The organism is Halomonas sp. LMYGS-3 (assembly GCF_059509875.1).
Genome location: NZ_JCAKFQ010000010.1, coordinates 97,690 through 111,028, shown reverse-complemented (window position 1 = coordinate 111,028; position 13,339 = coordinate 97,690). Strand labels below are relative to the sequence as shown.

The following is a 13,339-nucleotide window of genomic DNA, read 5'->3' as shown; positions in this document are numbered from 1 at the left end:
GCTCGTATCAGGCCCGGGACCCGCTTCGATGACCGGTGCACCGGTCGGGCCCGCTGTGGTGAAACCTACAGGGAGCGGAGCTCCCAGCGGCCATCGCTCTGCTCCAGTTGCCGGTTGCAGCGGTGCTCCGCGGGGCCGGTTCGCTGGCCGGGCAGCGCCTGGACGACCCGCTCGCCCCGCTCGCGCAGGGCGGCGATGGCCTCACGCAGTCCCTCGCCCTCGGCCGGGGCCCAGACGCCGTCGTGGGCCGGTTCGCCGAGCGCCAGGGTGGCCAGCAGCTTGAGGTCCATGGAGAAACCGGTGGCCGGCCGGGCGCGACCGAAGGCGCGGCCGGTGTCGTCATACCGGCCCCCCTTGGCCAGGGCCTGGCCGTAGCCGGGCACGTAGGCGGCGAACATCATGGCGGTGTGGTACTGGTAGCCGCGCAGTTCAGCGAGGTCGAAGTAGGGCTCGACCTCGGGATGCTGGGCCTGGACCCCTTGGAGCAAGGCGCGCAGCTGGTCCAGTGCCGCCCCCACCGCCGCGGGTGCCTCGGCGAAGGCCTCGCGGGCCTCGTCGAGCACCTCGGGGCCACCGTGCAGACGCCCCAGGGCCATGAACATCCCGGCCAGGGCCGGATCGTGGACGCACTCGCCGACCCGGGCCGCCAGTTCGCCCGGCGACTTGAGCTCCAGCGCCTCGAACAGCGCCCGCTCCTGTTCGGTCGCCAGCTCGGCGGCCTGTACCAGGCTACGGTAGATGCCGATATGGCCGAGCGCCAGGTGGATCTCGTCGGCACCGGCGGCGATCAGGCTGGCCAGTGCCAGATGCAGGATCTCCAGGTCGGCCTCGAGACCGGCGTGGCCGAACAGCTCGACCCCGACCTGTACCGGACTGCGCCCGCCCTGATGCTGGTCGGCCTTGGCCCGCAGCACATTGGTGCAGTAGCACAGCCGCACCGGCCCCTGGCGCTGCAGGGAGTGGGCATCCATGCGCGCCACCTGGGGCGTAACGTCGGCGCTGACGCCCATCATGCGGCCGGTCAACTGGTCGGTCAGCTTGAAGGTCTGCAGGTCCAGATCGGTCCCGGTGCCGGTCAGCAACGAATCGAGGAACTCCACCGGCGGCGGCATCACCTGGTCGTAGCCCCAGCGGTGATAGAGATCGAGCAGCGCCCGACGCAGCTCCTCCATGCGGCTCGCCTGGGGTGGCAGCACCTCGTCCATGCCGTCGGGCAGCAGCCAGCGGTCAGCGATGGTCATGTCTTTTCGTCCTGCAACACGATGAATAGCCAGGGAATAATGCTCCGGCGAGCGGCCTCGTGCCGTGCTCGCCGGGATGGGGAAGGAGGCACAAAAAACCGGGCCATGCCCGGTTACAGGAGTCTACCACGTTTGCGCCCCGGTTGAACCCTGCCCGGGCGAGAGGCCGGCATCGCGCGATGGCAGCAGCCCGAGCCCCGGGCTCGGGCCGCACCGGCCTCCCCGGCGCCTACTCCTCCGGCGGCAACGGGCTATTGGCCTGCTGCCCGTGGTTCACCGAGCTCTTGAGGTAACGGAAGAAGTCGCTGGAGGGATCCAGCACCAGCATGTTGCCGTCTCCCGCAAAGCTGTCGCGATAGGCGTTCAGGCTGCGCCAGAAGGCGAAGAACTCCTCATCCTGGGAGTAGGCCTCGGAGAAGATCGCCGCCGCTTCGGCGTCACCCTCACCGCGCAGGGTCTCGGAGCGCTCGGTGGCCTGAGCCAGCAGCACCTGCCGCCGACGGTCGGCGTTGGCGCGAATGCGCTCGGCCTCCTCCTGGCCCTGGGCGCGCCACTCGCGGGCCTCCCGCTCGCGCTCGGAGCGCATGCGATCGTAGACCGCCGAGGAAACGTCCTCGGGCAGGTCGATGCGCTTGACCCGAATGTCGCGGATCGCCACGCCCAGCTCCTCGCGCATCAGGGCGTCGAGTTCGTTGGCAGGGCCGGTCATCAGGTCGTCGCGACGCTCGGCGATGATCTGCTGCAGGTCCAGGCGGCCGAACTCGTTACGCAGGCTCTCGTCGACACGCGGCTGGATCAGGCGCGTGGCCATTATCTCGTCGCCGGCGGTGGCCTCGTAGTAGCGGGTCGGGTTGACCACCTGCCACTTGACGTAGGAGTCGACGATCACCGCCTTCTGCTCCAGGGTCAGGTAGCGACTGGATTCAGTATCCAGGGTCAGCACCCGGGTATCGAACTTGCGCACCGTCTGGGTGACCGGCACCTTGAAGTGCAGCCCGGGCTGGATGTTCTCCTCGATGATCTCACCGAAGCGCAGCTTCACCGCGCGCTCGGTCTCGTCGACCACGTAGAGGCTATTGCTCGCCAGCCAGGCCGCAACCGCCAGGCCACCGACGATGATCAGGGAACGATTGTTGATCATTTAGCGACCCTCCCTGCGGATTCCACTGCTGTTGCTGCCGGTCTGCTGACCGCTGCGTGCGCGCTCGAGCACCCGCGGATCGAGCTCGCCCTCGGCGCCAAGGCGCTCGCCGTCGGCCCTGCGCTCGCGGTCGCCGTTGCCCATCTGGTCCAGCGGCAGGTACATCAGCGGGCTGTCGTCGGCCACGTCGACCAGCACCTTGGGCGTGCTGCCGAAGATCTCGGCGATGGCATCCAGGTAGAGGCGCTCGCGCATGATGGCCGGCGCGCGCTGGTACTGGGAGAGCAGCGCGTTGAAGCGGTTGGCCTGGCCGCGGGCCTCGGCCACCACCGACTCACGATACCCCTGACCCTGCTCGACCAGGCGCTGGGCCTGACCCTGGGCCTCGGGGATGATGGCATTGGCGTAGGCCATCCCCTGGTTGATGGTCCGCTGGCGATCCTCGCGGGCCCGGATCACGTCGTCGAAGGCGTCGATGACCGGTGCCGGTGCCGAGGTCGACTCGATGTTGATGGTCTGCAGCCGGATACCGGTGCCGTAGCTGTCCTGGTAGGACTGCAGGCGGCTCTGCACGGAGCTGCCGAGGATCTCACGCCCCGAGGTGAGGATATCGATCATGTCGGTACCACCCACCACGTGGCGCAATGAGCTGTCCAGGGCGTTCTCGATGGACAGCTGCGGATTGCGCACGTTGAGCACGAAGTCGCGGGGATTGGCCACCTGGTACTGGGCCGAGATCTCGACCTCGACGATGTTCTCGTCGCGGGTCAGCATCGACTGGGTCTGGGTCAGCGAACGCACCCGGGTCACGTTGACCATGCGCACGTCGTCGATCAGCGGCGGATTCCAGTGCAGGCCCGGGCTGACCACTTCCTGGAACTTGCCGAAACGCAGCACCACGCCGCGCTCGGACTGGTCGACCAGGTAGAAGCCAGTGGCCGCCCAGATCGCCAGGGCCACAATGATCAGCAGACCCGGCAGGGCGAAGACGTTGCGCGGCTTGCCCCCGCCCTTGCCGCCACCGGCGCCGCGCTTGCCCCCGCGGCCGCCGAGCATGCTGTTGAGTTTGTCCTGAAATTTCTTCAGGGCCTCGTCGAGATCGGGGGGGCCCTGGTTGCCACCACCGCCACTGCCGCCGCCACCGCGTCGGCCACCACCACTCCAGGGGTCGTGCTGGTTGCCACCACCAGGCTCATTCCAGGCCATACGTCCTCTCCACTATGCGTTGCGTCCCGCCACCAGAGTGGCTCCGTGGCGGGTATCGGTTGCGATCCTGTGTGCGCCGTACGCGCGGCGCCTGTCGACCTTGTCGTTATCTGGCGCGCCCGTATCCTGGCCGTGGCACGGGCACGATTCGTCTCCGGTTCAGCCTTCCCAGACGGGTCGCGCCTGCAGCTCCCGCGGCAGGTAGTCGTCGGCCTGCTCGCCCAGGCGTGCCATCAACTGCAGGAAGTCGCGCCGCGGCAGCCGCACCTCGAGGAGGGTCTGTCCCCGGTCGTCGAAGGCTTCCTCGCGCACCGCCCCCAACTCGTGCAGGCCGGCACGCAGCCGGCCCTGATCGGGCGTCAGGGTCAGCTGCACGTCGATCACGTCCTCGGCCAGGCGCTCGGAGAGCGCCTGGCCGAGCAGCTCCAGGCCGCGCCCCTCGCGGGCCGAGAGCCAGACCACCTCGGGGCGCCCCTCGCCGTCGCGTTCGATGCGCGGTGCACTGTCGAGCAGGTCGATCTTGTTCATCACCTTGAGCATTGGTACGTCCAGGGCGCCGATCTCGTCGAGCACCGTCTCGACCTGCGTCACATTGAGATCGCGATCGGGATCGGCGGCATCAATCACGTGCACCAGCAGGGTCGCCTCGGCGGCCTCCTGCAGGGTAGCCCGGAACGCCTCGACCAGCTTGTGCGGCAGATGCCGGATGAAGCCCACGGTATCGGCCAGCACCACCGGCCCCACGTCCTCGACCTCGAGACGCCGCAGGGTCGGGTCGAGGGTAGCGAAGAGCTGGTCGGCCGCATAGACCTTCGACTCGGTGAGGGCGTTGAACAGCGTTGACTTGCCGGCGTTGGTGTAGCCGACCAGCGAGACGCTGGGAATCTCGGCCCGGGACCGGGCACGACGATTCTGGCTACGCTGGCTGCGCACCTTGTCGAGTCGCTTGTGGATCGCCTTGATGCGCGCCCGCAACAGGCGGCGGTCGGTCTCGAGCTGGGTCTCACCCGGGCCACGCAGGCCGATGCCGCCCTTCTGGCGCTCCAGGTGGGTCCAGCCTCGCACCAGCCGCGTCGACATGTACTCGAGCTGCGCCAGTTCTACCTGCAGCTTGCCCTCGTGGGTCCGGGCGCGCTGGGCGAAGATATCGAGGATCAACCCGGTGCGATCGAGCACGCGGCACTTGAGTTCGCGCTCGAGGTTGCGCTCCTGGGAGGGGCTCAGTGCATGGTTGAAGATCACCAGCTCGGCGGCGTGAACCGCCATCGCCTCGCGCAGCTCTTCCACCTTGCCCGACCCCACGAAGGTCCGTGAATCGGGCCGGTGGCGGCTTCCGGTGAGCAGCGTGGCCGGCTCGGCGCCGGCGGAGCGCACCAGTTCGAGGAACTCGCCCGGGTCCTCGCGCTCCTGTTCGGCCTGGAAATCCACATGGACGAGTAGCGCCGTTTCACCGGCGTCGGGACGTTCAAAAAACAATCAATACCTCACGCATTGTTTTCCGGCTGCGCGGCAGGATCCTGGGCCGGCAGGCGCACGTTGCGCGACGGCACCACGGTGGAGATGGCGTGCTTGTAGACCATCTGGCTGACGGTGTTGCGCAACAGGATGACGAATTGGTCGAAAGACTCGATCTGACCCTGCAGCTTGATGCCGTTGACCAGGAAAATCGACACCGGAATGCGTTCCTTGCGCAGGATGTTCAGGTACGGGTCTTGAAGGGACTGCCCTTTGGACATGTTGCTCTCCCTGAAATTGTCTCTGGGGGTTGATGTTATGCTCGATCGCGCCGCAAACCAGTCGGCGCCTGAATTATTACCCGAAGGGGCCTGGTCACCCGGCCGCTCGAAAGAATTATCTTACGCTAACTGCCGAATTCGCGCACGAGTTTCAGCACCTCTCGCGTGGGGTCGGCGCCCAGGCCGTCCACCCAGCGCAATCCCGCCCAACTGCGCATCCAGGTCAACTGGCGCTTGGCGAGCTGGCGGGTGGCGACGATGCCACGATGACGCATCGTCTCCCGGTCGACCTCGCCCTCGAGGTACTCCCACACCTGGCGGTAGCCCACGCTCTTCATCGACGGCAACCCCGGATGCAGGTCGTCGCGGGCCCGCAGCCCCGCCACTTCCTCGATCAGGCCTGCGGCGAGCATCTGCTCGAAGCGGGCCTCGATACGGGCATGCAACACCCCCCGATCGAAGGGTGCCAGCCCTATCGACAGCGTACGCCAGGGGAAGGTTTCCGGACGCTGTGCCTGCCACAGTTCGGAGAGGGGCCGTCCGCTCAGGCGATAGACCTCCAGCGCCCGCGTCAGTCGTTGCGGATCGTTGGGGTGGATGCGCGCCGCCGAGGCCGGGTCGACGCGGGCGAGCTCGGCGCGCAGCGCGGCGAGTCCGTGCCGTTCGATCTCGTGCGCCAGCTCGGCACGCACCTTGGGGTCCGACGCGGGCAGGTTGGCCACTCCGACGAGCAGCTGCTTGAGGTACATCATGGTCCCCCCCACCAGCAGTGGCACCCCGCCGGCTGCGCTGATCTGTCGCATCTCGGCGAGGGCGTCCTCGCGGAAGTCCGCTGCCGAATAGGGCTCGGCGGGGTCGCGGATATCGATCAGTCGATGCGGGGCACGGGCCAGCTCCTCCGCCGACGGCTTGGCGCTGCCAATGTCCATGCCACGATAGACCATGGCCGAATCGACGCTGATCAGCTCCAGGCCCAGGCGCTCGTGGAGTTCGATGGCCAGATCGGTCTTGCCGGCGGCGGTGGGCCCCATCAGCAGGATGGCGGGTGGGCGGGTATCGGACATGGGGTCTATTGGCCGCGCAGGAAGAGGCGGTCGAGCTCCTTCATGGTCATCTCGGTCCAGGTGGGGCGGCCATGGTTGCACTGGCCGCTGCGCTCGGTGCGCTCCATGTCGCGCAGCAGGGCGTTCATCTCCTCCAGCGTCAGCCGCCGGTTGGCGCGTACGCTGCCGTGACAGGCCATGGTGGCGAGCAGCTCGTTGATGTGCGCCTCGAGCCGGTCGGAGCGGCCGTAACGCTCGAGGTCCGCCAGCATGTCCCGGATCAGCGGCTCCACGTCGGCGTCCGCCAGCAGCACCGGCACCTGGCGCACCAGCAGGGTCTCGGGGCCGGCCACGTCGAGTTCGACGCCGAGCCGGGCGAAGGCGTCGCGCTCGGCCTCGGCGGTGGCCACCTCGGCGGCGCTCGCCGCCAGCGACACCGGCACCAGCAGCGGCTGGGCCTCCAGCTGCCGTTCCTCGCACGAGGCCCCGTGCACCTGGGTCTTCATGCGCTCGTAGACGATGCGCTCGTGGGCGGCGTGCATGTCCACCACGATCAGGCCGCGCTCGGTCTGGGACAGGATATAGATCCCGTGCAGCTGGGCGATGGCGTAGCCGAGGGGGGGCGCCCGGGTGGCGTCCTCGTCGGGCAGCGCGGGACGCGGGGCGTGCGCCCTGGCATCCACCCCGGCGGGTACCTGGCGCTCCTGCAGGGCCACGCCCGCGGCGGTGCCGCCGGCGCCGGGCGCGGCCGGCTGGGGCGTCAGCAGCCGCTCCTCGTGGTCGGGGTGCAATGCCCGATAGCCGTCCATGAACGCCCGCACCCGGTCCGGCGTCACTCTATCACGCCCCCCCTCGCCCACGTCCTCGCGGTCGTGCAGGGCCATCGGCTGCTGCTGCCAGCGCCCGGGGCTCTCGCCGATGCCTTCGTCCCGCGTACCGGCGGCTGGGACCGGCGGCTCGGCATGCGCCTCCTCAGCCACTTCCCCGCCGCCGGCACGGGCCTCGCCCAGGGCACGGTGCAGGCTGGAGAAGAGGAAGTCGTGGACCAGGCGCCCATCGCGGAAGCGCACCTCATGCTTGGTGGGGTGCACGTTGACGTCCACCACGCCCGGGTCGACCTCGAGGTAGAGCACGAAGACCGGGTGGCGGCCGTGGAACAGCACGTCACGGTAGGCCTGGCGGATGGCGTGGGCCACCAGGCGATCGCGTACCACCCGGCCGTTGACGAAGAAATATTGCTGGTCGGCCTGGGCCCGGGAATGGGTGGGCAGGCCCACCCAGCCCCACAGCCGCAGCCCCGAGGCCTCGAGGTCCAGGTGCAGGGCGTTCTCGAGGAAGGCACGGCCGAGCAGGGCGGCGATGCGCCGTTCCCGAGCGACCAGGTCGCCGCCTGGGCGCAGCTGGTGAAGGGTCTTCTGGTTGTGGCGCAGCACCCAACCGATGTCGAAGCGCGACAGGGCCTGGCGGCGGAAGGCCTCCTCCACATGGCCGAACTCGGTCTTCTCGGTACGCAGGAACTTGCGGCGCGCCGGGGTATTGAAGAAGAGGTCGCGCACCGTCACCGAGGTGCCCCGGGGGTGCGGCGCCGGCGACACCCGGGGCTCCATCTGGCGCCCCTCGGCCACCACCCGCCAGCCGCTGCGGGGGTCGTCGTCGACATTGGAGATCAGCTCGAGTCGCGACACCGAGCTGATCGAGGCCAGCGCCTCGCCGCGAAAACCGAGGCTCGCCACGCCCTCGAGCTCCTCCAGCGAGGCGATCTTGCTGGTGGCATGACGCGACAGGGACAGCGGCAGGTCCTCCTCGCCGATACCGCTGCCGTTGTCGCGCACGCGGATCAGCCGCGCGCCACCGCTCTCCAGCTCGACCTCGATACGCCGGCTGCCGGCGTCGATGGCATTCTCCACCAGTTCCTTGACCACCGAGGCGGGACGTTCGACGACCTCGCCGGCGGCGATCTGGTTGGCCAACCGCGGATCGAGGATCCGGATGCGTCGCTGCTCTGTCATATCACTCCTCAAGACGAGCTGCGGGCTACGCGCCGCGGGCCACGAGCCCTCTGCTCGAAGCCCGAAGCTCGAAGCTCACGAACGGGGGATCCGGATCAGCTGCCCGACCCGGATCACGTCGCCGTTGAGTTCGTTGGCCTGCTTCAGCTGGGCCACCGGCACCCCATGGCGGGCGGCGATCTCCGACAGGGTGTCGCCGGCCTGGATGCGATACTCGTTGCCAACGGTGCTGCGGTTCTGGTCACGCTGCCAGGCCAGCAGGCTGGCCGGGGGCGGGTTGCGCCGGAAGTGATCGCGCAGGCCGCCGAAGATCGCCCGCGCCAGCCCCTGTTGATGGGACGGGTCCCGCAGGCGGCGCTCCTCGTCCGGGTTGGAGATGAAACCGGTCTCGATCAGCAAGGAGGGAATGTCCGGCGACTTCAGCACCATGAAACCGGCCTGCTCCACCCGCGACTTGTGCAGCCGGTTGATCCGACCCAGTTGGTCGAGCACCTGCCCGCCGATGGTCAGGGAGTCGTTGAGGGTCGCGGTCATGGTCAGGTCCAGCAGCACGCCACGCAGCACCTCGTCCTTGTCCTCCAGCGACAGGTTGCCGTCCACCCCGCCGATCAGATCGGCACGGTTCTCGCTGGCGGCCAGCCACTGGGCGGTTTCCGAGGTGGCGCCGCGCTGGGACAGGGCATAGACGGAGCTGCCGTTGGGCCGCGGGCTGTTGAAGGCGTCGGCGTGGATCGAGACGAAGAAGTCGGCCTTCTGCTCACGGGCGATGCGCGTGCGCTGGCGCAACCCGATGTAGTAGTCGCCGTCGCGGATCATCACCGCCCGGAAGCCCTCGGCCTCGTTGACCAGCGACTGCAGCCGCCGGGCGATCTCCATCACCACGTCCTTCTCGCGGGTACCGCCCGGGCCGATCGCCCCGGGGTCCTCGCCGCCATGACCGGGGTCGATGGCAATGATGATGTCGCGCCTGGGGTGGGGCTGGGCCTGCTGCAGGGCCACCGACGCCTCCGGTGCCACCTGGGCGGCGGCGCCCCCTACTCCCGCCCGGGCCCGGTTGGCGGCGATCTCCTGCTCACGGATCATCGCCTCGATGGGATCGATGGGATCCTCCACGGCGCTCTCGCCGGGGTATTCCAGGTCCACCACCAGGCGATGACCGTACTGATCGTTGGGTTCGAGGGTAAAGTGCCGCGGCTCCACCTCACGCTCCAGCTCGAGCACCACCCGCAGGCCGTTGCCGTCGCGAACGCCGGTGCGCACCCGGCTGATGGCGCTGCCGGCGAGATCCAGTCGGTTGACGTCGGCCTCGAGACGGCTGTCGTCCAGGTCGATCACCAGGCGCCGAGGGTTGTCCAGGGTGAAGACATTGGCTCGGGGAGCGGTGGAGAGATCGAAGACCAGCCGGGCATGGTCCGGGGCGGCCCACAGGCGCATGTTCTCGACCTGACCCGCCCCGGCCCCCCCGGCCATCAGCCAGGTCGCCAGCAATAATGAAGCCACCAGCAGGCGGCGACCGAATGAAACCTTCCTCATGGCGCCGTCTCACCATCCATGTCGACGCAGCTCCTGTCCCGGAGCCACTCCGGGTCGGCGGCCAGCCGGGCCAGTACCCGGCGGCCATGATCACTGAATGCCGCGAGGCGCGCCTCGCGGCCCGCACCGGCGAGCGCCAGGCTCACCACCAGGTCGGGCGTCGGCAGCCAGCCCTCGCCACGCTCCGGCCATTCGATGAGGCACAGGGCGTCCTCGGCCATCAGGTCGCGCCCACCGATGAACTCCAGCTCCTCGGGGTCACCGAGGCGGTAGAGGTCGAAATGGTGGATGCACGCCCCGGCGAGCCGATAGGGCTCCACCAGGGTATAGGTGGGGCTCTTCACCGCGCCCTGGTGCCCATGGGCACGCAGGATACCGCGCGCCAGGGTGGTCTTGCCGGCGCCCAGCTCACCGGCCAGGTGCACTCGGCCGTGCCCCTGCAGCGCCCGCCCCAGGCTCTCGCCGAGGGCGACCTGGCGGTCTTCGTCATCGAGTCGCAGCAGCATGGCCATCGCCCGCCCCCGGGTTGATCAACAAACGGGCATAGGATGCCAGATCGCCGGCCAGCAGACCACGCTCGCCGACGTCGTCGGCCGCCATGTCGGCGGCCAGGGCATGCACCAGCACGCCCACCCGGGCGGCCGCCTCCAGGGGCAGGCCCTGGGCGAGCAGGCCACCCAGCATCCCCGTGAGCGCATCGCCCATGCCGCCGCTGGCCATGCCCGGGTTGCCGCAGGGGCAGACGGCGAGTCCCTGCGGCCCGGCCACCAGGGTGCCGGCCCCCTTGAGCACCACCACACCACCGTAGCGCCGCTGCAGTTCGTGCGCCGCCGCGGGGCGGTCGGTCTCGACCTCGGCGGCGCTCATGCCCAACAGGCGCGCCGCCTCACCGGGGTGCGGGGTCAGGATCCAGTCGTCCCGGCGCTGGCCGGCAAAACGCGCCGCCAGCAGGTTGAGGCCGTCGGCATCGACCACCAGGGGCTTGCCAGCCTGCAGGGCCGCCTGCAGCATGCCCTGCCCCCAGCTGCCCTGCCCCAGCCCCGGCCCCACCACCAGCACCCCGGCCTGTCCCGGCAAGTCGCCCAGGTCGGTGGCGCCGCGCACGCCGTGCACCATCACCTCGGGTCGGCGGACCAGGCTCGCCGTGACATGCTCCGGGGCGGTGGCCAGGCTGACCTTCCCGGCCCCCAGGCGGGCACAGGCCTCGGCGGCCAGCAGGGCCGCCCCGCCGAAACCGGGTGCCCCGCCGAGGATCAAGGCATGACCGAAGTCGCCCTTGTGGGCGTTGCGTTGGCGAGGCGGGAGCCAGGCGCCGATCAGTCCCGCATCGAGCAGGCGAGCCGCCGGCAGCAGGTCGGCCTGCTCCTCGGCATCGACCCCCAGCGCACGGAAGTCCAGCTCGCCGACATGAGCCGACGCCGCCCCGGTATGCAGCCCGAGCTTGTCGCCGATAAAGGTCACCGTGCGAGTCGCCCGAATGGCCTCGCCCAGCACGGCACCGGAATCGGCATGCAGCCCGGAGGGGATATCGATGGCCAGCACCGGCCGCCCGCTGTCATTGACGGCGTCGATGGCCTCGCGGAACGTCCCGCGCACCTCGCCGGTGAGACCGGTGCCGAGCAGGGCATCGACGAGCAGTTCGCCGCGCAGGGCCAGAGCCGGATGCCAGGGTTCGATGCCCACGCCGGCGGCGTTTGCCATCTCGGCGGCGCGCCGGGCGTCGCCGGTCAGTTCGTCCACCGCCTTGAGCAGGATACGCTGTACTGCCAGGCCTTCGGCAGCGGCCAGTGCCGCCAGCACATGGCCGTCGCCGCCGTTGTTGCCACCGCCGCACAACACGGTGATCGAGCGCACCCCCGGCCACCGTGCCTTGAGGCCCTGCCAGGCGGCCATCGCGGCGCGCTGCATCAGGGCAAAGCCCTCGATCCCCGCGGCGATGGTACGGCGATCGAGCTCACGCACCTGTTCGGCGCGATAGAGCGGGCGGCCTGGACGGTCCCGATGGTCGAACGACTCGACGGACATCCGGTGTCTCCCTTGAACGTGATGCTTTACCATGGAGTGTAAGTTCTTCACGCCTCGCGCCAAGTCCCTCGGCATCAAAATGAGCGTCGAGGCGCGTTTTTGTCCATTTTTTCAACAATCGCGGTCTTTCCATCATGAGCGCCCCGGCGCCGATTCCCGACACCCCGCCCGACCTCCAGGCCCTGGCCGACCGGATCAAGACCTGGGGACGCGAGCTCGGCTTCCAGCAGGTGGGCATCGCCGACACCGACCTGGCCGAGGACGAACAGCGCCTCGAGCGCTGGCTGGCCGCCGGCCACCACGGCGAGATGGGCTTCATGGCCAGGCACGGCACCAAGCGCACCCGCCCCGCCGAGCTGGTGCCCGGCACGCTGCGGGTGATCAGCGTGCGCCTGGACTACCTGCCCGCCGAGGTGGAGACCGCCAAGGTGCTCGGCCAGCCGGCGGTCGCCTACGTCTCCCGCTATGCCACGGGGCGCGACTACCACAAGCTGATGCGCAAGCGCCTGGCCAGCCTGGCGAAATGGATCGAGGCCGAGGTAGGCCCCTTCGGCTATCGCGCCTTCGTCGACTCCGCCCCGGTGATGGAGCGGGCGCTGGCGCGCAAGGCGGGGCTCGGCTGGTTCGGCAAGAATGCCATGCTGTTGAATCCCCGGGCCGGCTCGCTGTTCTTCCTCGGCGAGCTCTATACCGATCTGCCGCTGCCGGTGGACGAGCCCTTCGAGGGCGACCACTGCGGCAGCTGCAGCGCCTGTCGCACCGCCTGTCCCACCGGGGCCATCGTCGAGGATCGCGTGGTCGACGCCCGGGCCTGCATCTCCTACCTGACCATCGAGCTGTTCGGCGCCATTCCCGAGCGCTACCGCGAGGCCATGGGCAACCGCGTGTTCGGCTGCGACGACTGCCAGCTGGTCTGCCCCTTCACCCGTTTCACCCGCACCACGCGCGAGGCCGACTTCGCCCCCCGCCACGACCTGGACCGGGCCAGCCTGGTGAGCCTCTTCGCCTGGGGCGAGGAGGAGTTCCTGGAGAAGACCGCCGGCAGCCCGATCCGCCGCATCGGCTACGAGCGCTGGCTGCGCAACCTGGCGGTGGGGCTCGGCAACGCCCCCTGGAGCGAGGCGGTGGAGGCCGCGCTGATGGCACGCCTGCCCTACCCCTCCGACCTGGTACGCGAGCACGTGCGCTGGGCCCTGGCCCGCCAGCGGCAGAAACGTGAGCGGCTGATCGCCAGCACCTAGCAGCGAGGTTTCTAGTCGCGGCTGATCCGGCGCCAGGCCCTCGCGAAGACGCTGTGAACCCGTCCCTGGGCGCTCCCTTTTTCGTCCATGAAAAAGGAGCTTCGCTCGCGCCCGTCCCCGGCGCCGCTCGATGTTGGCGGCCACCAAACCTGCCAGTCTCGCAG

At 69.4% G+C, this 13,339-nt stretch carries 11 protein-coding genes; 1 reads left to right on the top strand and 10 read right to left on the bottom strand.

What is annotated here, in order from left to right:
- Positions 1–65: 65 nt before the first annotated feature.
- From AC5W54_RS11635 to AC5W54_RS11590, 10 genes are all read right to left on the bottom strand, one after another.
- Entirely contained in the window at positions 66–1,241 is a 1,176-nt protein-coding gene (locus AC5W54_RS11635) for an ATP phosphoribosyltransferase regulatory subunit (RefSeq protein WP_495962257.1), read from the bottom strand.
- 229 nt (positions 1,242–1,470) lie between these two features.
- Positions 1,471–2,382: a protease modulator HflC gene (gene hflC, locus AC5W54_RS11630; protein WP_495962256.1), complete on the bottom strand. Its 912-nt coding sequence runs from the start codon at positions 2,380–2,382 to the stop codon at positions 1,471–1,473.
- Positions 2,383–3,588, bottom strand: a complete 1,206-nt coding sequence (gene hflK, locus AC5W54_RS11625; RefSeq protein ID WP_495962255.1) for an FtsH protease activity modulator HflK — start codon at positions 3,586–3,588, stop codon at positions 2,383–2,385. It abuts the gene before it with no gap.
- Between the two features lie 159 nt (positions 3,589–3,747).
- A complete protein-coding gene (hflX, locus tag AC5W54_RS11620) occupies positions 3,748–5,064 on the bottom strand; it encodes a ribosome rescue GTPase HflX (RefSeq protein ID WP_495962254.1) in 1,317 nt (438 codons plus the stop codon).
- Positions 5,065–5,072: 8 nt separating this feature from the next.
- The gene (hfq, locus tag AC5W54_RS11615) at positions 5,073–5,324 is read right to left on the bottom strand and encodes an RNA chaperone Hfq (RefSeq protein ID WP_495962253.1); all 252 of its coding nucleotides are present in this window, start codon (positions 5,322–5,324) and stop codon (positions 5,073–5,075) included.
- A gap of 125 nt (positions 5,325–5,449) precedes the next feature.
- A complete protein-coding gene (gene miaA, locus AC5W54_RS11610; RefSeq protein WP_495962252.1) occupies positions 5,450–6,388 on the bottom strand; it encodes a tRNA (adenosine(37)-N6)-dimethylallyltransferase MiaA in 939 nt (312 codons plus the stop codon).
- Positions 6,389–6,393: 5 nt separating this feature from the next.
- A complete protein-coding gene (mutL, locus tag AC5W54_RS11605) occupies positions 6,394–8,376 on the bottom strand; it encodes a DNA mismatch repair endonuclease MutL (RefSeq protein WP_495962251.1) in 1,983 nt (660 codons plus the stop codon).
- Between the two features lie 75 nt (positions 8,377–8,451).
- On the bottom strand, positions 8,452–9,909 hold the full coding sequence (locus AC5W54_RS11600) for an N-acetylmuramoyl-L-alanine amidase (protein WP_495962250.1): 1,458 nt from the start codon (positions 9,907–9,909) through the stop codon (positions 8,452–8,454).
- Positions 9,906–10,415 carry a tRNA (adenosine(37)-N6)-threonylcarbamoyltransferase complex ATPase subunit type 1 TsaE gene (gene tsaE / locus AC5W54_RS11595; protein ID WP_495962249.1) on the bottom strand — a complete coding sequence of 170 codons (510 nt, stop codon included), beginning with the start codon at positions 10,413–10,415 and terminating at the stop codon, positions 9,906–9,908. Before tsaE ends, AC5W54_RS11600 begins: the two co-directional genes overlap by 4 nt.
- The gene (locus tag AC5W54_RS11590) at positions 10,396–11,934 is read right to left on the bottom strand and encodes an NAD(P)H-hydrate dehydratase (protein WP_495962248.1); all 1,539 of its coding nucleotides are present in this window, start codon (positions 11,932–11,934) and stop codon (positions 10,396–10,398) included. Before AC5W54_RS11590 ends, tsaE begins: the two co-directional genes overlap by 20 nt.
- 134 nt (positions 11,935–12,068) lie before the next feature.
- Here AC5W54_RS11590 and queG point away from each other — a divergent pair, with 134 nt between their 5' ends.
- A complete protein-coding gene (gene queG / locus AC5W54_RS11585; RefSeq protein WP_495962247.1) occupies positions 12,069–13,175 on the top strand; it encodes a tRNA epoxyqueuosine(34) reductase QueG in 1,107 nt (368 codons plus the stop codon).
- Positions 13,176–13,339: the final 164 nt, after the last annotated feature.

Coding starts and splice junctions, on each gene's coding strand:
- AC5W54_RS11635 (WP_495962257.1), bottom strand. CDS start 1,241: ATGACCATCGCTGACCGCTGGCTGCTGCCCGACGGCATGGACGAGGTG.
- hflC (WP_495962256.1), bottom strand. CDS start 2,382: ATGATCAACAATCGTTCCCTGATCATCGTCGGTGGCCTGGCGGTTGCG.
- hflK (WP_495962255.1), bottom strand. CDS start 3,588: ATGGCCTGGAATGAGCCTGGTGGTGGCAACCAGCACGACCCCTGGAGT.
- hfq (WP_495962253.1), bottom strand. CDS start 5,324: ATGTCCAAAGGGCAGTCCCTTCAAGACCCGTACCTGAACATCCTGCGC.
- miaA (WP_495962252.1), bottom strand. CDS start 6,388: ATGTCCGATACCCGCCCACCCGCCATCCTGCTGATGGGGCCCACCGCC.
- mutL (WP_495962251.1), bottom strand. CDS start 8,376: ATGACAGAGCAGCGACGCATCCGGATCCTCGATCCGCGGTTGGCCAAC.
- AC5W54_RS11600 (WP_495962250.1), bottom strand. CDS start 9,909: ATGAGGAAGGTTTCATTCGGTCGCCGCCTGCTGGTGGCTTCATTATTG.
- tsaE (WP_495962249.1), bottom strand. CDS start 10,415: ATGCTGCTGCGACTCGATGACGAAGACCGCCAGGTCGCCCTCGGCGAG.
- AC5W54_RS11590 (WP_495962248.1), bottom strand. CDS start 11,934: ATGTCCGTCGAGTCGTTCGACCATCGGGACCGTCCAGGCCGCCCGCTC.
- queG (WP_495962247.1), top strand. CDS start 12,069: ATGAGCGCCCCGGCGCCGATTCCCGACACCCCGCCCGACCTCCAGGCC.